At 69.4% G+C, this 20,384-nt stretch carries 13 protein-coding genes; 10 read left to right on the top strand and 3 right to left on the bottom strand.

Features of this window, described 5'->3' with window-relative positions; all coding sequences use genetic code 11:
* Window position 1: 1 nt before the first annotated feature.
* The 6 genes from DQP57_RS12295 to DQP57_RS12270 all read left to right on the top strand — a co-directional run bounded on the left by DQP57_RS12295 (window position 2) and on the right by DQP57_RS12270 (window position 14,043).
* Window positions 2–6,583 (top strand): non-ribosomal peptide synthetase, encoded by a 6,582-nt coding sequence (locus DQP57_RS12295; RefSeq protein ID WP_112633245.1) that lies wholly within the window; start codon window positions 2–4, stop codon window positions 6,581–6,583.
* Complete coding sequence (locus DQP57_RS12290) at window positions 6,580–11,019, top strand: non-ribosomal peptide synthetase (RefSeq protein ID WP_112633244.1); 4,440 nt, start codon at window positions 6,580–6,582, stop codon at window positions 11,017–11,019. Before DQP57_RS12295 ends, DQP57_RS12290 begins: the two co-directional genes overlap by 4 nt.
* Entirely contained in the window at window positions 11,016–12,302 is a 1,287-nt protein-coding gene (gene mbtG / locus DQP57_RS12285; protein ID WP_112633243.1) for an NADPH-dependent L-lysine N(6)-monooxygenase MbtG, read from the top strand. The genes DQP57_RS12290 and mbtG overlap by 4 nt, the downstream gene beginning before the upstream one ends.
* Window positions 12,283–12,498, top strand: coding sequence for an MbtH family protein (locus DQP57_RS12280; protein ID WP_112633242.1), 216 nt, complete (start codon window positions 12,283–12,285; stop codon window positions 12,496–12,498). The genes mbtG and DQP57_RS12280 overlap by 20 nt, the downstream gene beginning before the upstream one ends.
* Before the next feature lie 226 nt (window positions 12,499–12,724).
* Complete coding sequence (locus DQP57_RS12275; RefSeq protein WP_112633241.1) at window positions 12,725–13,261, top strand: hypothetical protein; 537 nt, start codon at window positions 12,725–12,727, stop codon at window positions 13,259–13,261.
* Between the two features lie 260 nt (window positions 13,262–13,521).
* Window positions 13,522–14,043, top strand: a complete 522-nt coding sequence (locus DQP57_RS12270) for a hypothetical protein (RefSeq protein WP_112633240.1) — start codon at window positions 13,522–13,524, stop codon at window positions 14,041–14,043.
* Here DQP57_RS12270 and DQP57_RS12265 read toward each other — a convergent pair.
* The 3 genes from DQP57_RS12265 to DQP57_RS12255 all read right to left on the bottom strand — a co-directional run bounded on the left by DQP57_RS12265 (window position 14,037) and on the right by DQP57_RS12255 (window position 15,933).
* Window positions 14,037–14,942, bottom strand: coding sequence for a sigma-70 family RNA polymerase sigma factor (locus DQP57_RS12265; RefSeq protein ID WP_112633239.1), 906 nt, complete (start codon window positions 14,940–14,942; stop codon window positions 14,037–14,039). The two genes, DQP57_RS12270 and DQP57_RS12265, sit on opposite strands and share 7 nt — an antisense overlap.
* On the bottom strand, window positions 14,939–15,535 hold the full coding sequence (locus DQP57_RS12260) for a carboxymuconolactone decarboxylase family protein (RefSeq protein ID WP_112633238.1): 597 nt from the start codon (window positions 15,533–15,535) through the stop codon (window positions 14,939–14,941). The genes DQP57_RS12265 and DQP57_RS12260 overlap by 4 nt, the downstream gene beginning before the upstream one ends.
* 83 nt (window positions 15,536–15,618) lie before the next feature.
* A complete protein-coding gene (locus DQP57_RS12255; RefSeq protein WP_112633237.1) occupies window positions 15,619–15,933 on the bottom strand; it encodes a type II toxin-antitoxin system VapB family antitoxin in 315 nt (104 codons plus the stop codon).
* Window positions 15,934–16,147: 214 nt separating this feature from the next.
* On the opposite strand from DQP57_RS12255, the gene hrcA reads away from it, so the two are divergent.
* From hrcA to DQP57_RS12230, 4 genes are read left to right on the top strand one after another with little or no spacing between them, the layout of a single operon-like run.
* On the top strand, window positions 16,148–17,179 hold the full coding sequence (gene hrcA / locus DQP57_RS12245) for a heat-inducible transcriptional repressor HrcA (RefSeq protein WP_112633235.1): 1,032 nt from the start codon (window positions 16,148–16,150) through the stop codon (window positions 17,177–17,179).
* A gap of 56 nt (window positions 17,180–17,235) precedes the next feature.
* Window positions 17,236–18,387: a molecular chaperone DnaJ gene (dnaJ, locus tag DQP57_RS12240; RefSeq protein ID WP_112633234.1), complete on the top strand. Its 1,152-nt coding sequence runs from the start codon at window positions 17,236–17,238 to the stop codon at window positions 18,385–18,387.
* Window positions 18,388–18,409: 22 nt separating this feature from the next.
* Window positions 18,410–19,258 carry a 16S rRNA (uracil(1498)-N(3))-methyltransferase gene (locus tag DQP57_RS12235; protein ID WP_112633233.1) on the top strand — a complete coding sequence of 283 codons (849 nt, stop codon included), beginning with the start codon at window positions 18,410–18,412 and terminating at the stop codon, window positions 19,256–19,258.
* A 56-nt stretch (window positions 19,259–19,314) separates the two neighbouring features.
* Window positions 19,315–20,373 carry a PhoH family protein gene (locus DQP57_RS12230; protein WP_112633232.1) on the top strand — a complete coding sequence of 353 codons (1,059 nt, stop codon included), beginning with the start codon at window positions 19,315–19,317 and terminating at the stop codon, window positions 20,371–20,373.
* Window positions 20,374–20,384 lie beyond the last annotated feature (11 nt).

The raw sequence follows: 20,384 nt of genomic DNA, 5'->3' as shown, positions 1-20,384 counted from the left end.
CGTGACTAACACCACCGGTGTCAGCACCCGGCTCGACGACGAGCGCCTGGAACTACTGCGCCGCAAGCTAAACGAGCGCGGCCTGGCCAGGACGGCGGCCGCGGCACCCGCATCGGGCGACGACGAGCCACGCATGTCGGTCGGGCAGCACCGGATGTGGTTCGTGCAGTCCGTCGACCCTGACAGCGCGCTGCTCAACATCTGCGTCTCCTACCGCCTGTCGGGCACCGTCGACACCGCGCAGTTGCACCGCGCGGTCGATGCCGTCGCCGCGCGACACCCGGTGCTGCACACCACGTATGCCACCGACGCCGACGGCGATCCGCATCCGGTGATCCGCGCGGATCTGCGACCCGAGTGGGCCGAACACGACCTGGCCGGATTGACCGATCAGGCGCGACGGCTGCGCCTGGATGTGCTGGCGCAGCGGGACTTTCGTCGCCCATTCGACCTGAGCAAGGATTCGCCGCTGCGGGTCACGGCGGCGCGGCTGGCCGACGACGAGCTGATGCTGCTGATCACGGCGCATCACATCGCCTGGGACGACGGCTCGTGGGCACCGTTCTTCGCGGATCTGACCCGCGCCTACACCGACCCCGACGCCTTCGCCGACGGGCAGGTCCGCGGAGGCGTTCCGGCGGATTCGACCGCCGTTCGTCAGGCGGATCTGGACTACTGGCGTCCGCTGATGGCCGACCTTCCGGAGCCACTCGAGCTGCCCGGGCCCAACGGTTCGGTGGTGCCCACCACCTGGCGCGCGCAGCGCGCGTCCACGCAGCTGTCGCCGGAGACCGTCGACCGGGCCGCGGCGTTGGCCCGCGAGACGGGCGCCACGGCCTACATGGTGTTGATGGCGGCCTTCGCCGCGCTCGTGCACCGCTACACCCAGTCGAACGACTTCCTCGTCGCCGCCCCGGTGCTCAACCGCGGCGTGGGCACCGAGGATGTCATCGGCTACCACGGCAACACCGTGGTGATCCGGCTGCGCCCGCAGCCGCACCAGACGTTCCGCGAGTTGCTGACCCAAACCCGTGACGGCGCGGTGGGCGCCTTCGCTCATTCGCGCGCCGACCTCGACTGGCTGGTCCGCGAATCGAACCCCGATCGCCGGCACGGCGCCGACCGGATGACCCGGGTGAGCTTCGGGCAACGGGAACCCGATGGCGCCGGCTTCTGCCCGCCGGGCGTGCGCTGCGAACGCGGCGAATTGCGCGGCCATTTCAACCAACTGCCGCTGAGCCTGATGGTCGAGCTGGACCGAACGCCCGGGGGCGACGGCGGCGGCTTGATCGAGGCCGAGTACCTCGTCGAGGTGATGGATCAGCAGCTGGTCGAACAGTTGTTGCGCCACTACGCCGCCCTGCTGGACGGGCTGCTGTCCGATCCGGACGCGAAGCTGTCGACGTGCGCGCTGATGGGCGCCGAAGACGCCGAGTGGCTGCGTGCGGTGTCGACCGGCGAGGAATTCGTCACGCCTGCCAGCACGTTGCCCCAGCTGGTCAGCCGCCGCGCGACGCTGACGCCCGACGCCGTTGCCGTCGTCTACGAGGGCCGCGCCTACACCTACCGAGAGATCGATGAAGAGTCGAACCGGTTGGCGCACTGGCTCATCGAGCGGGGGATCGGCACCGAGGACCGTGTCGCGGTACTGCTGGACAAGTCCCCCGAACTGGTCATCACCGCGCTCGGGGTGCTCAAGGCGGGCGGGGTCTACCTGCCGGTGGATCCCACCTACCCCGAGGACCGGCTGAGCTTCATTCTCCAGGACGCGGACGCCAAACTGGTGCTGCGCGAACCGGTTTCCGACGTCGCGCACTACCCGGGCACCGCGCCCGCCGAGTTGATCCGGCCGCTGAGCCCGCAGAACACCGCCTACCTGATTTACACCTCGGGTTCCACCGGGCTGCCCAAGGGTGTGCCGGTGCCGCACGCACCCATCGCCGAGTACTTCGTCTGGTTCGGCGACGAATACCGCATCGACGACACCGACCGGCTGCTGCAGGTCGCCTCGCCCAGCTTCGACGTGTCGATGGGCGAGATCTTCGGCACGTTGATCATGGGCGCCCGGTTGGTAATTCCGCGGCCCGACGGCCTGCGCGACATCGGCTATCTCACCGAGCTTTTGGCCCGCGAGGGCATCACATCGATGCACTTCGTGCCGTCGCTGCTGGGGCTCTTCCTGTCGTTGCCCGGCGTCAGCCAGTGGCGGACGCTGCGGCGCGTGCCCATCGGCGGCGAGGCCCTGCCCGGCGAGATCGCCGACAAGTTCCACGCCACCTTCGACGCGGCGCTGTACAACTTCTACGGGCCCACCGAGACCGTGGTGAACTGCACCAGCTACCCGGTGGAAGGCGCCCAGGGCACCCGGATCGTGCCGATCGGCCGGCCCAAGATCAACACCCAGGTGTATCTGCTCGACAACGCCCTGCAGCCGGTTCCCGTCGGCGTGATCGGTGAGATCTACATCGCCGGAACACATGTCGCGCATGGATACCATCGCAGGCCGCAGCTGACGGCCGAACGCTTCGTCGCCGACCCGTTCACGCCCGGTGGGCGGATGTACCGCTCGGGAGATCTGGCCCGCCGCAACGCCCACGGTGACATCGAATTCGTCGGTCGCGCCGACGAGCAGGTGAAGATCCGCGGTTTCCGCATCGAGCTGGGCGAAATCGCGGCCGCCATCTCGGTGGATCCCAGCGTCGGGCAAGCGGTCGTGTTGGCCATGGACCTGCCCCAGCTGGGCAAGAGCCTGGTGGGCTACGTGACGCCGGCCCAGGGCGCCGGCACGGAATCGGTTGACGTCGAGCGCATTCGCGCCCGGGTGGCCGCCGCGCTGCCGGATTACATGACCCCGGCTGCCTACGTGGTGCTCGACCAGATTCCGATCACCGCGCACCAGAAGATCGACCGCGCCGCGCTGCCGCAACCACAGATCGCGGCGGCCACCGAATACCGCGATCCGACCACTCCCACCGAACAGCGCGTCGCGCAACTTTTTTCGGGGCTGCTCGGTCACGAGCGGGTAGGCGTCGACGACTCGTTCTTCGATCTGGGCGGCCACTCGCTGGTCGCCACCAAACTGGTCACCGCGATCCGCGCCGAATGCGGCGTCGAGATCGGCATCCGCGACGTGTTCGAACTCGCCACGGTCGGGGGACTGGCCCAACGGATCGACCAGTTGAGCTCCGGCGAGCTGACGCAGTCGCGGCCCAGGCTGATCGCCACCGCACACGACGAGCCCATGCCGCTCTCGGCGTCCCAGCTGCGCAGCTGGTTCGCCTACCGCGTGGAGGGGCCCAGCCGGGTCAACAACATTCCCTTTGCGGCGAAACTGACCGGGCCGTGGGACATCGATGCGCTGATCGCCGCCGTCGGTGATGTCGTTGCGCGCCATGAGATCCTGCGCACCAGCTACGTCGAGCTGGACGGCGTGCCCTATCAGGTGGTGGGCCCTGCCGGCGTCGAGGTCCCGGTGTGCCGCGAGCAGGGGCCCGACGATGCCTGGCTGCAGCGGCAGCTCGACGCCGAACGATGCCACTGCTTCGAGCTGGACGCCGAACTGCCGATCCGGGTCGCGGTGCTGCGCACCGAGAACACCGCCGAACACGTGCTGTCGCTGGTGGTGCACCACATCGCGTCCGACCACTGGTCGGCGGGCGTGCTGTTCTCCGACGTGATGACCGCCTACCGGGCACGGCGCGGGGGAGAGGCACCGTCCTGGGCCCCGCTGCGGGTGCAGTACGCCGACTACGCGGCGTGGCAGCGCACCTTCCTGGGCGACGCCGGCGGACAGGAAGGTGCGATCGCCGCCGACCAGCGCGAGTACTGGACCCGGCAACTGGCCGGCCTGCCGGAGGACACCGGGCTGCGGCCGGACTTCCCGCGCCAGCCGGTGCCCAGCGGCGAGGGCGACTCCGTCGACTTCCACATCGACGCGGCCACCCGGGCCAAGCTCGGCGAGCTGTGCCGCGAGCTGGGCATCACCGAATTCATGTTGCTGCAAACGGCCGTCGCCGTGGTCTTGCACAAAGCCGGTGGCGGGACCGACATTCCGTTGGGCACCCCGGTCGCGGGCCGTACCGAAGCCGAGTTGGACCAGCTGATCGGCTTTTTCGTCAACATCCTGGTGCTGCGCAACGACATGGACGGCAACCCGACGTTGCGGGAACTGCTCAAGCGTGCCCGGGAGACCGCCCTGGCCGCCTACGCCCACCAGGACCTGCCGTTCGACCGTGTCGTCGACAGCGTCAGCCCGGTGCGCTCGCTGTCCCGCAACCCGCTGTTCCAGGTCGTCGTGCACGTCCGGGATCACCTGTCCGCCACCCGGGTCATCGAGACCGCGGCCGCGGGCAGCGGCGAGCAGGACACCGTGTGCACCTCGCTGGACCCGATCTTCGACATGGCGCACGCGGACCTGAGCGTCAACTTCTTCGGTACCGACGGCTCCGCAGGCATCGGCTACAACTGCAACGTCATCTACCGCACCGAGCTGTATGCCAAGGCCACCATCGAGCGGCTGGCCGGATGGCTGACCAAGGCGCTCACCGCGTTTGCCAACGACCTCGACCAGACTTTGCGAGACGTCCAGCTGATCGACGCCGGTGAGCAAGACCGCATCGTGGGGGACTGGAGCCGCGGCGAGGAGCCGCCGCACGACCGGCCGCGCACCATCCCGGAATTGCTGGAACCCAGCCGCGCCTGGGGAGCCGAGCGGATCGCGGTGCGCTGCGGCGACGCCAGCATCGATTACCCCGCCCTGCACCGTAGTTCGGACAATCTGGCCGCCCTGCTTGTCAAGAACGGCGTGGGCCCGGGCGCGCTGGTGGGGTTGTCGACGCGGCGGAGCATCGAGCTGGTGGTGGCGCTGGTGGCCATCATGAAGGCCGGCGCCGGCTACTTCCCCATCGATCCCGGCTATCCGACGGCGCGAAAGCAATTCATGCTCGACGACGTCGCGCCGCCGGTCGTGATCGCGACGGTCGAAGCGGTGGCCACCATGCCGCGGGTGCCCGGTGTCGAGCTGATCTCGCTGGACGATCCCGCGGTACGCGCCCTGGTGAACGGCGACGACGTGGATCCCCAGTCGAGGAACGTGCGACTGCCACACCCCGATGACCCGATGTACCTGGTGTTCACCTCCGGGTCCACCGGCAAGCCGAAAGGTGCAGTGGGAACGCATCGTTCGATGGCCGCCCGGCTCGACTGGCAGCTGCGGCACTACCCGCCGCGAACCGACGACGTGCGACTGGCGCAGGCCTCGATCACCTTCCTCGAAGGCGGCATGGAAATGCTGGCCGGCCTGGCGGCCGGCGCCACCATGATCCTGGCCGATGATGCCGAGCACCGGGACCCGGAGGCCCTCGGGGACTTGATGAATCGGTATTCGGTTGCCCAGGTCACCGCGGTGCCCAGCCTGGTCTCGGCCCTGGTGGACAGCCGGCCCGGCGCCGTGCGCTCGCTGTCGCGGCTGGTGTGCGGCGGCGAACCCGTGAGCGCGTCACTGCTGCAACGGCTGGTGTCGGTGTGCGCTGACGGGGACGACGGCGGCACCCAGCTGTTGAACAACATCGGTTCCACGGAGACCTCCGGCGCGGTGTCCCGCGGGCGGCTGGGACCGCCGAATCCGCTTGTCGGAAGGCCGGTCCCGGGCGCCCAGGCCTACCTGCTCGACGACGGGCTGCGTCCGGTGCCGGTCGGTGTGGTGGGTGAGCTGTACTACTCCGGTGACCAGCTGGCCCGGGGATATTGGAAACGCCCGGGCCTGACCGCCACGCGGTTCGTCGCCAATCCCTATGGACTCGAACCGGGTTCGCGGTTGTACCGCAGCGGTGACCTGGCCCGGTGGACCGAGGACGGCCAGCTGGAATTCGTCGGGCGCTCCGACCACCAAGTGCAGGTCCGCGGTTTCCGCGTCGAGCTGGCCGAGGTCGAGGCGGCCCTGGTGGCCGCCGACGGGGTCGCGGCCGCGGCGGCCCGCACCTGGGAGGTACACGGCGGCACGTCGCTGGCCGGATATGTTGTGCCCCAACGGCCGATCGTGGATGACGCCGAGAAGGCGGCATTCGCCGGGGAGGTGCGCGCCGCGATCGCCACCACACTGCCGGGGTACATGCTGCCGTCGTCGCTGACCGTGCTCGATGCGCTGCCCAAGACCGAGTCGGGCAAGCTGAACCGGCCCGGCCTGCCGCGGCCGGCGGTCAGCACCGGCGGCCAGACCGAACCGGCACGCACGGACACCGAACGCGCGCTGGCCACGGTGTTCGCCGAACTGCTGTCCACCCCCGACGTCGGGCGCTTCGATGACTTCTTCGCCCTCGGCGGTGACAGCATCCTGTCCGTGCAGCTCGCTTCCCGGGCGCGGGCCGCCGGGCTGGCCGTCAGCCCACGGATGATCTTCGAGAATCCGACGGTGCAGCAGTTGGCAGCCGCGCTGGATGCAATGGGTGACGCGGAGTCCGGCGTCGAGCAGCACGAGCCGGCGGTCGACACCCGGTTCGAGCCGATGAGCACCTCCGGCCTGTCGTCGTCGGATTTGGCTGCCGTGACGCAACTTTGGTCGTCGTCACGCCAGGGCACGACGTGACGGCGGCCGACACCGATGTCGTGCCCGACATCGAAGACGTGATGGCGCTGAGCCCGCTGCAGGAGGGCTTGTATTCGCTGACCACGCTCGCCGAATTCGCCGACGGGCACGAGGCGGACGACCCGTACGTCATCGGGATCGCCGCGGATATCACCGGCGCACTCGATGTCGCACTGCTGCGTGACTGCGCGGAGCAGATGTTGGTGCGCCACCCGAACCTGCGGGCCAGCTTCTTCAGCCGGGGGATCCCGCGCCCGGTTCAGATCGTGCCGTCCCGCGTCGAGCTGCCCTGGCGACTCGTCGCCGCCGCACCCGAGGACGTGCCTGCGCTGGAAACCGGCGAACGGCGGCGGCCCTTCGATCTGGAGCGCGGGCCGGCCATCCGCTTCCTGCTGATCGAATTGCCCGGTGCGCAATGGCGTTTGGTGCTCACCGCCCATCACATCGTGATCGACGGCTGGTCGCTGCCGGTGTTCGTCAACGAGATGATGATGCTGTACCAGGCCGGCGGTGATCTGTCGGCCCTGCCCGCTGCCCCGCGGCCCTACCGCGACTACATCGGCTGGCTGGCGAGCCGCGATCCCGAGACCAGCCAACGGGTCTGGCGCGAACACCTGGCGGGCCTGCCGGGCCCCACCCTGCTTGCGGCCGCGCTGGGATCCATGGACACCACCGAGGGCCAGCGGACGGGGCTGCCGCGCACCACCCGGCTGCGACTGCCGGCCGAGGCCACCGGGCGCCTGGTCGACGACAGCCGATCCCGGGGCATCACTGTCAACACCCTGATGCAAATGGCATGGGCGCTGGTGTTGTCGCGGCTGACCGATACGCAGGACGTGGTTTTCGGGGTCACGGTCTCTGGCCGCCCGCCCGAACTGGCAGGCGTCGAGACTATGGTCGGTTTGTTCATCAACACCGTGCCGCTGCGGGTGCGACTCGACCCGTCCGCGTCCGCCGGCGAGCAATGCCGCGCCGTGCAGCGCCATGCCGCGCTGCTGCGCGACCACAGCTATCTCGGGCATGCCCAATTGCGGGCCCTGGGCGGGGTCGGCGAGATGTTCGACACCCTGCTGGTCTACGAGAACTTCCCGATGGACGGCCTGACCGCCGGCGGCGAATTGACCGCTGGCGGTGCGACATTCCGCCCGTCCGCGCTGCAGACCCTGTCGCATTTTCCGATCGCCATCGCCGCCCACATGGAAGGCGGCGAGCTGGTGGTGCTGATCGAAGCGATCGACGGAGCGCTGGGGGCGGTTCCCGCCGCCACCGTCGGGCAGCGGGTGCTGACGACCGCCGAGAGGCTGCTGCAGGGCTGGGAGCGTCCGCTGTCCGAGGTCAGCGTCCTGCTCGGCGATGAGGCCGGCCCGCTGGGCGCGATCGGAACGCCGAACCCGGTGTCGCCGTTGAGCATCCACGCGCGGTTTGCCGACGTTGTGGCCAAGGCGCCGGACAATGCGGCGGTCAGCTGGGCGGGTGGGACGCTGAGCTATCGCGAGCTCAACCGCCACGCCACCCGGCTGGCGGCGCGACTTGCCCACCAGGGGGTGCCGCCCGAAACACCGGTGGGCATCAAACTTTCGCGGGGGCCGCAATACATCATCGCGATGCTGGCCGTGCTCAAAGCCGGCGGCATGTGCGTGCCGATGGAGCCGGGCATGCCGACCGAACGGATCAACTCGATCCTGCGCCAATCGGGCGCGTCGATCGTGTTGGACGAAGAGCTGACCGAACAGCTACTCGAGGCCGCCGAACCCCACGAAGACGACTTCAAGGCCGTCGACGTTCCCCTCGCGCAGGCCGCGTACGTCGTCTTCACCTCCGGCACCACGGGAGAACCCAAGGGCGTCATCGGAACCCACGGCGCGGTGGGCGCCTACGCCGACGACCATCTGGACCGCGTAGTGCGGCCCGCGGCGGCAGCACCGGGCCGGCCGCTGCGCATCGCCCACGCATGGTCGTTCGCCTTCGACGCCGCCTGGCAGCCACTGGTCGGCTTGCTCGACGGGCACGGCGTGCATGTGGTCGACGAGCAGACCCAGACCGACGCCGAGGCTCTCGTCGCGCTGATCGCCGAGCACGGCATCGACATGATCGACACCACCCCGTCGATGTTTGCCCAACTGCACGCGTTCGGTTTGCTCACCGAGGCGCCACTGACGGTGCTGGCGCTCGGTGGTGAGGCGCTGGGCAGCGCGGCCTGGGCGCGGATCCGCACCGCCTGCGCCAGCACGTCGATGGCGGCGTACAACTGTTACGGGCCCACCGAAACCACCGTCGAGGCGGTGGTCGCCACCATCGCCGAGCACGACGAGCCGTCGATCGGACGACCGACGCGGCACACCCGCGGCTACGTACTGGATTCCGCGCTGCGGCCCGTCCCGTGCGGGGCGACGGGCGAACTGTATCTGGGCGGTGCCCAGCTGGCCCGCGGCTACCTGGGCCGCGCGGCGGAGACCGCGGCGCGCTTTGTCGCCGACCCGTTTGCCGTGGCCGAACGGATGTATCGCACCGGCGACCTGGTGCGCCGATTACCCGACGGCTCACTGCAATACGTGGGACGCGCCGACGCGCAGGTGAAGATCCGCGGCCATCGCGTCGAACCCGGCGAAATCGCGGCCGCCCTCGAATCGCATCCGGCCGTGCGGCACGCCGGGGTGCTGGTACGGCAGCGCCGCGGCATGGCGCGGCTCACCGCCTACGTCGCGGCCGACACGGCCACCGGTGGGCCCACGGCCCCCGAGCTGCGCAGCATGCTCAGCGCCCGGCTGCCGCGCTACATGGTTCCACAGCGCATCATCCTGGTCGACGATATTCCCTTGACCCCCAACGGAAAACTCGACGAAACGGCATTGGCCGCGTTCGACGCGGACGAGTCCGAAGCCGGCACGGCGACACCCGAGACACCCACGGAATCCGCGCTGGGCGAGCTGCTCGCCGAGCTGCTCGGCCAACCGCGCATCGACGTCACCGCGGACTTCTTACAGCTCGGCCTGGACAGCATCACGGCGTTGTCGGTGGTGCAAGCGGCCCGGGCACGCGGAATTGCGTTGCGCGCCAGGCTCATCCTCGAGTGCGGCAACGTCCGCGAACTGGCCGAGGCGATCGACTCGGAAACGACCAGTGCCGCCCGGCAGGCCGACACCGGTACCGGCCCGATGCCGTTGCTGCCCAACGGCCGATGGCTCTACGAACACGGCGACCCGCGCAGGCTCGCCCAGACCGAAGCCATCAGGTTGCCCGAAACGCTGCGCCGCGAACAGCTGGACGCGGCCCTGGCCGGCATCATCGAGGGCCACGAGGTGCTGCGCACCCGCCTGGACCGCTCCACCATGACCCTGGTGCCCAACCCGGCCGCCACAACCCTCGACGCACTCAACGAGGTCGAGGTGGCCGGCGACCTGGCCGCGGCGGTACCGGCCCACGTCGCCGAGGCCGTCGACCGCCTGGACCCCGAACGCGGGACGCTGCTATCCGCGGTGTGGCTCCGACCGCCCGCGGGGGAAAGCGTCCTGCTGCTGGCCGCGCACGTGGTCGCGCTGGACCCGGCCTCGTGGCGGGTGATCCTCGGTGAGCTCGGCGCCGCGCTGACGGCCGCGGCCACCGGTCACTCACCGGCACCCGTGCGCGAACACACCAGCTACCGCCGTTGGGCCGACGCGCTCACCGCGCGGGCACACCGGCTGGACACCGTGCAATTCTGGGCGTCCCAGCTCGACGGCGACGATCCCGATCTCGGTGCCCGGCGGCTCGATCCGAGTCGCGATCGGGCGCGAGACCTGATCGTCCGCAATGCCGCGACCGACGCCGACGTCACCCGCCGGCTGCTGGATTCGGGTCTGCCGTTGCCCACGCTGCTGGTCGCCGCCACCGCGGCGACCGTGACCCGCTGGCGCGAGCTGCGCGGCCAGCCCACCCCGCCCCCATTGCTCGCGCTCGAAACGCACGGCCGCGCAGACAGTGTGGTGGACGGCCCGGGCGCACACACCATCGACACCAGCGACACGGTCGGGCTGCTCAGCTCCATCTACCCCGTACGGCTGGACTCGACCGACCCGCGCAGGGTGGCAGAGCAGCTGGCGGCCATCCCCGGCGACGGACTCGACTACGGGTTGCTGCGCTACCTTCGGGCGGACACCGCCGGGCGGCTCGCCGGTCTCCCGTCGCCGCAGCTGCTGCTGAATTACCTCGGCGCCGCGCACACCGACGGCGGCACCGGGCTGCGGCTCGAGCGCGAACTGCTCGCCGGGTCGTCGCCCATTCCGGAGCCAGAGCTCGCGGTGCGCCACGAGCTCACCATCGCGGCCATGCTCCTGACCTACGACGGGGAGCGGGTCCTGGTCGCGCAGTGGCGCGCCTTGCCCGACATCCTCGATGAGTCGGATGTTGCTGCGCTGCAAGGTCTTTGGATTGAATCACTGCGGGAGATGGTGAAATGAGCACACTGGCGATCGTGGGGGCCGGCGCCAAGGCGGTGGCCGTGGCTGCCAAGGCCTTCGCGCTGCGCGAAATGGGCGTCGAGGTTCCCGACGTGGTGGCCGTGGAGCGGATCGGCGTCGCGGCGAACTGGCAGGCCAGCGGCGGGTGGACCGACGGCGCGCACCGGCTGGGCACCAGCCCGGAAAAAGATGTGGGGTTTCCCTACCGCTCGGCGCTGGTGCCGCGCCGCAACGCCGACCTCGACGAGCGGATGACCCGCTTCAGCTGGCAGTCCTACCTGATCGCGACGGCGTCGTTCGCCGAGTGGATCGACCGCGGCAGACCGGCACCGACGCATCGCCGGTGGAGCCAGTACCTGAGTTGGGTCGCCGACCACGTGGGCATGAACGTGGTGCACGGCGACGTCGAACGGCTGGCGATCACCGGGGACCGGTGGGCGCTGCACACACACGAAACCACCGTGCACGCCGACGCGTTGATGATCACCGGTCCCGGCCAGGCCGAAAAGTCCTTGCTGCCCGGCAATCCGCGCATGCTGTCGATCGCGCAGTTCTGGGACCGCGCCGCCAATCACGACCGGATCAACGCCGAGCGGGTGGCGGTGATCGGCGGCGGCGAGACCGCCGCGGCGATGCTCTATGAGCTGTTCCGCCACCGGGTTTCGAGCATCACCGTAATCTCTCCGCAGGCCACGTTGTTCACCCGCGGCGAAGGGTTCTTCGAGAACTCGCTGTTCTCCGATCCCACCAACTGGCCGGCCCTCACCCTGGCCGAACGGCGCGATGCGTTGGCCCGCACCGACCGCGGGGTGTTCTCGTCCAACGTGCAGGAAGCGTTGCTCGCCGACGATCGCATCCACCACCTGCGCGGCCGCGTCGCCCATGCTGTCGGCAAGGAGGGGCAGATCCGGTTGACGCTGTCCACCAATCGCGGCAGCGAGAATTTGGAGACGGTACACGGATTCGATCTCGTCATCGACGGCTCCGGCGCCGACTCACTGTGGTTCGCACCGTTATTCAGTCAGGACGCGCTCGATCTGCTCGAACTCGGCCTCGGTGGGCCCCTGACCGCGGAGCGGCTGCAGGAGGCGATAGGTTATGACCTGGCCGTCACGGACGTGACACCCAAATTGTTCCTGCCGAACCTGTCAGGACTCACCCAGGGGCCCGGGTTCCCCAACCTGAGCTGCCTTGGGCTGCTGTCCGATCGGGTGTTGGGATCCACCGTCAGCCCGTCCAAGTATCCCGTGAGAAGGAGACACGATGAGCGCCAACCCCTTTGATGACGAGAACGCGACGTTCGTGGTGCTGGTCAACGACGAGAACCAGCACAGCCTGTGGCCGACCTTCGCCGACACGCCGGCCGGCTGGCGGGTGGCGTTCGGGGAAGCAAGCCGCGCGGACTGCCTGCAGTACGTCGAACAGAGCTGGTCGGACATCCGGCCCAAGAGCCTGATCGAGGCGCTCGGCGCCGAGTGACAGGCCACATTCCGCGGACGAAAGATGCTGCTACATACTTGCCCCACAGGTCATTTAGCGCGTTTTCACATGTCGCGACCGTAGCGTCGTCGTAACGTGACCGACCTGAGACACAAATCCCGAAGTCACAGGGCACACTTACACCATCTTCAACCATGGAGACGTGTGACCGTGTGCGGCCATCCGCAGGATTCCGCCACGGTCCATGCGCATCGAAGGGGGACCTGTGAAATCCGTGAAGTCCATTGCCACGGGCGTGGCGGCGCTGACCGCCATTGGCGGCGCCGCCGCCGGTGTGGCTTCCATTGCAGCACCGATGGGTCTGGATCATGTGCAGTTGGCGGCGCTCGGCGCGCCCCTGCCCCAGGACCCGCCGCCACCGCCGCCTCCGCCGCCGGGAGCGCCGGGGCAGCTGCCGACGGCTGACCAGTTGGCCACTCTCTGCAACCAAATAACCGACCCCGGCGTCAACTACCGGGACAAGGCCAACTTCGTCGAAAACGGGATCCCTCAAAACGAGGGCATGGTGGCCGACCACGACCTGCGGAAGGCCTACCGCAACGGCAACTTCCCCGAGCAGTTCAATGTCACGAACATCGCGCCCGCGGGACCGAACATGGCCCAGGCCGATGTCGGCATCACGGGGCCGAAGTTCGCCGGACCGGTCAGCAAGCACCTGGTGTTCGTCAACCAGGGCGGCAACTGGGTGATGCAGCACGACGCGGCGATCGCGCTGATCCAGGCGGCGACCGCGACGAACTAAGACCGACAGAGGCAAACCCCATGCGTCCCGCAAGGCGGCGCATGGGGTTTGTCGTATCGGCCCACGGCCGCGCCGGAAAACGGATCCGCCCGCTCCCGGACGGACATGCCCGCACAGCCGGCGCACAGTCTTCTCCTGTTGCGTGCACATCGGATGGCCGTAACGTATCGGTGCCGAGACGCGAAGTAACAGACGCAACTGGCACGCTGACACGGATCACCAACCCTGCGTCGACGTTCGTGCCCACTGAAGGGGGAACCATGAAGATCGTCAAAACCATTGCCACCGGGGTGGCAGCCCTGGCCATCGTCGGGGGCGTTGCCGCCGGCGTCGCCTCCGCTGCAAGCCCGAGTGAGCTGTCCGCCGGGGTGCGGCTCGCCACGGTCGGCGCGCCGCTTCCGCAGGACCCGCCGCCGGCGCAGCCCGTCGCGGGCGCCAACCTCCCGACGCCCGATCAGCTGACGGGCGTGCTCACCAGCCTCGCCGACCCGAGTGTTCCGTTCACCAACAAGAGCAACCTGGTGCAGGGCGGCATCAGCGGGATCGAAGCGCACGTGGCCGACAAGAAGCTGCAGAAGGCGGCGAAGAACGGCGACCTGCCGCTGTCGTTCGACGTCACCAACATCCAGCCGGCCGCGGCCGGTTCGGCGACCGCCGACGTTGCGGTCTCCGGCCCGAAGCTGACGTCGCCGGTCACCCAGAACGTCACGTTCGTCAATCAGGGCGGCTGGGTACTGTCGCGGGCGTCGGCGATGGAGTTGTTGCAGGCCGCCGGTCAGTGACCGGGGCGTAACGCGCCCAGCTCCAACCTGGCGATGCGGGCCGGATCCGCGAGCACGTCGATCGCGCGGATCCGGCCGCCGCGCACCACGAAGGCCATGACGGATGCCGCACGGCCGGCGATGAAAATCACCGCGCCGGCGGCGCCGTTCACGGTTGCCGCGACCGCCTCGCGCTGCGGCCCGGCGTAACCACGGGCCAGCTCGGCCACCGGGTGCGCGCCCTCGACGCGGAAGCCCGCGACGCCGGCACCGAAGTCACCGCGCAGCACGACGTCGGGATCGAGCACCGAGACCAGGCGGTCGAAGTCGCCGCTGCGTCCCGCCGCGAAGAACGCGTCGACCACCTCACGTTGCGCGGCCAGCGAGCCGTCGGGTGTCGGATCGGCCCGCTCGATCCGGCGCCGGGCCCGGCTGGCCAGCTTGCGGGCCGACTCCGGCGTCCGCTCGACGATGGCCGCGATCTGATCGAACGGCACGGTGAAGACGTCGTGCAGCACGAACGCCAACCGCTCGGCCGGCGGCAGCGTATCCAGCACGACGAACAGTGCCAGCCCCACCGCGTCGGCCAGCATCGCGCGGTGCTCGGGGTCGGATTCGCCGTCCGCCTCCACGATCGGGTCGGGCAGGTGACCCACCAGTTCCTCCCCGCCACGGGCCCGGCGGTCGCGCAACACGTTCAGGCAGATGCGCGCCACCACCGTGGTCAGCCAGGCGTCGAGGTTGACGACGCCGTCCAAGCCGTCCACGCCGCCGGATTCGGCGGTGCGGCTCAGGCGCAGCCACGCTTCCTGCACCGCATCCTGGGCGTCGTCGATCGAACCCAGCATGCGGTAGGCGATGGCGCTCAGCCGGGGCCGCGCCGCCTCGAAGCGGGTCGCCAGGGCCGCGCCCGCGGTCATGGGCGGTCGGTCTCGGGCAAGGCGCACACCCGGTTACCGGAAAAGCCCGACGACCCGATATCGAGCGCGACGTTGAACCGGGCGCGCAGGTTGCCCAGCGTGATGACGTGGGTCAGGCCGACCAGCTGGGCCGTGTCGAAGTGCGCGCGCAGCGCGTCGAAGAGCTCATCGGTCACCTCGACGGGGGTGCGGCTGATCGCGGAGGCGTACTGCAGGATCAGCTTGTCGACATCGGAGAAGCATGACGCGCTCTGAAAGTTGCCCAGAGCCAGTAGCTCCTCGTCGGTGATGCCCCAGCGCCGGGCAATCTGGGACCCGAGGTCGATGCAGTATTCGCAGCGCACGGTCGTCGCCGATTTCAGCTCGGCCAGCGCCCGTTGGCGGGGAGTGAGGACGTCGAGCCTGGACTCCGCCTGCTCCAACTTGCCGTAGGCGTTGAGCAGCCGCGGGATGTGGGCATACATCCGCAGCGGTTCGAGCATCTCCGCGGTTTCCAGCCCGGTCATCTGCGCGAGCTTGCGCTTGGTGAAAAAGAAGGCGATCTTGGCGCCGAGTCCGGCGTCGCGGTCGGAAACTCCTTGCAGCCGTGGCATGGCGGTCCTCCTGGCAAGTTGTGGCGGGAACCAACGTCCTTACTAGGTCGACACGCGGCGAGGTCCGAACGTGACCGGTCGAATCACCCCGGCGGGTGCAGCGACATATCCATGTCATACACCCGCGCGTGCAGCACGGTGCGGTTCCGCAGCGCGGCGCGCACCGCGCGGTGCAGGCCGTCCTCCAGATAGGTGATGCCCTTCCACCGCACGGCGTGCGGGAAGAGATCGCCGTAGAACGTGGAGTCCTCGGACAGCAGGCGGTCCAGGGCGAGCACCGTTGTGGTGGTGACCAATTCGTCGAGCCGGATCTGCTGCGGCGGAATCTGGGACCAATCCCGATACGAGAGGTTGTGTTCCGGATACGGCTTGCCGTCGCGCACGCCCTTGAAGATCATCGGCCGACCCTTCTCGACTCGTTGCTGTGGCCCGACCGGTTCATTCTGGAAAGGCTAGCCGGACCGAAGTTCGTCGGCACCGATGCGTGCGAAGCAAGTCGCCTCCACGGCCCCGCCGCCATCGGGTCCACCGAACCGCCGCTGATGGCGGTCGACGCCGCCGGGGCCCGTAAAATGAATCCGGTCAACGCGGTATCGAAGGAGGTGGCAGCCGGTGGGAAGTGCCGATGACCGTCGGTTTGAGGTACTGCGCGCCATCGTGGCCGATTTCGTGGCCACCAAAGAACCGATCGGTTCCAAGGCGTTGGTGGAGCGCCATAACTTGGGCGTCTCGTCCGCCACCGTCCGCAACGACATGGCGGTCCTCGAGGCCGAGGGCTACATCACCCAGCCGCACACCAGTTCCGGACGGGTGCCCACCGAGAAGGGCTACCGCGAATTCGTCGACCGGCTCGACGACGTCAAGCCGCTGTCCTCGGCCGAACGGCGCGCGATCCAAAGCTTCCTCGAGTCCGGCGTCGACCTCGACGACGTTTTGCGCCGGGCGGTACGGCTGCTGTCGCAACTGACCCGGCAGGTGGCCGTGGTGCAGTACCCGACGGCGTCGTCGTCCACCGTGCGCCACCTGGAAGTGATCGCCCTGACCCCCGCCCGGCTCCTGATGGTCGTCATCACCGACTCCGGCCGGGTCGACCAGCGGGTCGTCGAACTCGGCGACGTCATCGACGAACACGAGCTGTCCCAGCTCCGCGAGATGCTCGGCCAGGCGCTGGTGGGCAAGAAGCTGTCGGCCGCCTCGATCGCGGTGGCCGACCTCGCCGGACAGCTGCGCAGCCCGGACGGCCTGGGTGACGCCGTCGGCCGGTCGGCGACGGTGTTGCTGGAGTCCCTCGTCGAACACACCGAAGAGCGCTTGTTATTGGGCGGTACCGCCAACCTGACCCGTAACGCGGCCGATTTCGGTGGCTCCTTGCGCTCCATCCTGGAGGCGCTCGAGGAGCAGGTGGTGGTGTTGCGGTTGCTGGCCGCTCAGCAGGAAGCCGGTAAGGTGACGGTGCGCATCGGCCACGAGACGGCCGCCGAGCAGATATTGGGCACCTCCGTGGTCACCACCGCCTACGGCACCTCCGACACCGTTTACGGGGGCATGGGTGTGCTGGGGCCCACCCGGATGGACTATCCGGGAACTATCGCCAGCGTTGCTGCGGTTGCCTTATATATCGGCGAAGTCCTGGGTGCTCGATGAACGCGCACCCGCAGGGTGGGTAGGCGCGGGGAAAGACCAGGTATAGGAGAGCAAGCGTGGCACGCGATTACTACGGGCTGCTCGGCGTGAGCAGAAACGCCAGCGACGCGGAGATCAAGCGCGCGTACCGCAAGCTGGCGCGCGAACTGCATCCGGACGTCAACCCCGACGAGGCCGCGCAGGCGAAATTCAAGGAGATCAGCGTCGCCTACGAGGTGCTGAGCGACCCCGAGAAGCGGCGGGTCGTCGACCTCGGCGGGGATCCGATGGAGGGCGCCGCCGCGGCGGCCGGCGGGTTCGGCGCCGGATTCGGTGGCCTGGGCGACGTGTTCGAGGCATTCTTCGGCGGCGGCTTCAGCGGCGGCGGCGCGACCTCCCGGGGCCCGATCGGGCGGGTGCGGCCGGGCTCGGACTCGCTGCTGCGGATGCGGCTCGACCTCGAAGAGTGTGCGACCGGGGTGACCAAGCAGGTCACCGTCGACACCGCGGTGCTGTGCGATCGATGCCAGGGCAAGGGCACCAACGGCGATTCGGCGCCGGTGCCGTGCGACACCTGCGGCGGGCGCGGCGAGGTGCAGACCGTGCAGCGCTCACTGCTGGGCCAGGTGATGACGTCACGGCCGTGCCCGACCTGCCGTGGCGTCGGCGTCGTCATCCCCGACCCGTGCCATCAATGCATGGGCGACGGCCGGGTGCGCGCCCGCCGCGAGATCAGCGTCAAGATCCCCGCCGGTGTCGGTGACGGCATGCGGGTGCGGCTCGCCGCCCAGGGTGAGGTCGGGCCCGGTGGCGGGCCGGCCGGCGACCTCTACGTCGAGGTCCACGAACAGCCCCACGACGTCTTCGTCCGCGAGGGCGACGATTTGCACTGCACGGTGTCGGTGCCGATGGTCGACGCGGCACTGGGCGCCACCGTCACCGTCGACGCCATCCTGGACGGCGTCAGCGAGATCACCATCCCGCCCGGCACCCAGCCGGCGTCGGTCATCACCCTGCGCGGCCACGGCATGCCGCACCTGCGTTCCGGCACCCGCGGCGATCTGCACGTCCACGTCGAGGTCGTCGTCCCGGCCCGGCTGGACCACCGCGACACAGAATTGCTGCGCGAGTTCAAGACCCGCCGCGGCCGCGACGTGCCCGAGGTGCGCTCGGCCCACGCCGGGGGCGGGTTGTTCAGCCGGCTGCGCGAAACCTTCACCGGGCGCTAGCCGGGAGCCGCGAGGCGCGCACATGGTCGCGACCCTGTTCTACCTCGACGATCTGCCCGAGCCCGGCTCGCTCGCCGTGCTGGGCGGCGACGAGGGCTTTCACGCCGCCACCGTGCGCCGCATCCGGCCCGGCGAGCAGCTGTTGCTCGGCGATGGCGCCGGGGTCCTGGCCCACTGCGAGGTCGAGCACGCAGGGCGCGACGGGCTGCGCGCGCGGGTCCTCGAACGCTGGAGCGTCGCCCCGGGATCCCCGCGGGTGACGGTGGTGCAGGCACTGCCGAAGTCGGAGCGCTCGGAGCTGGCCATCGAGTTGGCCACCGAAGCAGGCGCGGACGCGTTCCTGGCCTGGCAAGCCGCGCGGTGCGTGGCCAACTGGCAGGGCAACCGGGTCGACAAGGGTTTGCGCCGATGGCGGGCCGTCTCACGGTCGGCGGCCCGGCAATCCCGTCGGGCGCACATCCCGCCGGTCGACGGCGTGCTGTCCACCGCCGAGCTCGCCGGGCGGGTCCGCGACGAAGTGGCCGCCGGCGCCACGGCGCTCGCCCTGCACGAGTCGGCCACTGACCGGCTCGCGGATGTCGGGCTGACCCACGCGAAATCACTGCTCCTGGTGGTCGGTCCGGAGGGCGGCATCGCGGATGACGAGATGGCCGCGCTGTCCGAAGCGGGCGCGGCGGCGGTGCGGCTCGGGCCCCAGGTGCTGCGGACATCGAGCGCCGCGGCGGTGGCACTGGGCGCGATCGGCGTGCTGACCTCGAGGTGGGACCAGCGCGGCGACGTCCCGGCAAACGGTCACACCCTGCGGGTTCGCGACACCGGCCCGACGTCGAGTACGTTGCTGGACACTGACCAATCGGGGCCCTCGGCGTAGACTGAGACGGCCCAGCAACCGACCGACAATCCGAGAAAGTAGGCATCGAGAGCCACGTGACGCCCCGCGAGATCAGCGCTGCTGACGCAGCCGGAGCCGTCCCGGCCTCTGCTCAGGTTCGCAGCAGCATCGACGTTCCGCCCGATGTCGTCATGGGCTTGTTGGGTTCGGCGGACCAGAATCTGCGGGCCCTCGAGCGCAGCCTGAACGCCGACCTGCACGTGCGCGGCAATGCGGTCACCGTCGCGGGTGAACCCGCCGACGTCGCGCTCGCCGAGCGGGTGATCTCCGAGCTGGTCGCCATCGTCGCCAGTGGTCAGCCGTTGACCCCGGAGGTGGTTCGGCACAGCGTCGCCATGCTGGCGGGCACCGACAACGAGTCGCCGGCCGAAGTGCTCACGCTGGACATCCTGTCGCGGCGCGGCAAGACGATCCGGCCCAAGACGCTCAACCAGAAGCGTTACGTCGACGCGATCGACGCCAACACCATCGTCTTCGGGGTCGGCCCGGCCGGCACCGGCAAGACCTATCTGGCGATGGCCAAGGCGGTCAACGCGCTGCAGACCAAGCAGGTCAGCCGCATCATCCTGACCCGCCCGGCCGTGGAAGCCGGTGAGCGCCTTGGCTTTTTGCCCGGCACGCTCAGCGAGAAGATCGATCCGTATCTGCGGCCGCTGTATGACGCGCTGTACGACATGATGGACCCCGAGCTGATCCCCAAACTGATGACCGCCGGGGTCATCGAGGTGGCGCCGCTGGCGTACATGCGGGGACGCACGTTGAACTCCGCGTTCATCGTCCTCGACGAGGCGCAGAACACCACCGCCGAGCAGATGAAGATGTTCCTCACCCGGCTCGGCTTCGGGTCGAAGATCGTCGTCACCGGCGACATCACCCAGGTCGACCTTCCGGGCGGCGCCAAGTCGGGCCTGCGCTCGGCGATGGAAATCCTGGACAGCGTCGATGACATCCATGTCGCGGAGCTGACCAGTGTGGACGTGGTTCGCCATCGGCTGGTCTCCGAGATCGTCGACGCCTATGCGAAGTTTGACGAGCCCGGCCTCACGATGAACCGGGCGGCGCGGCGCGCGACGGGCTCGCGCGGTCGTCGATGATGGTGCGGTGA

This window comes from Mycobacterium colombiense, from assembly GCF_003284935.1.
GTDB lineage: Bacteria > Actinomycetota > Actinomycetes > Mycobacteriales > Mycobacteriaceae > Mycobacterium > Mycobacterium arosiense_A.
This window is presented reverse-complemented; position numbering and strand designations above follow the sequence as displayed.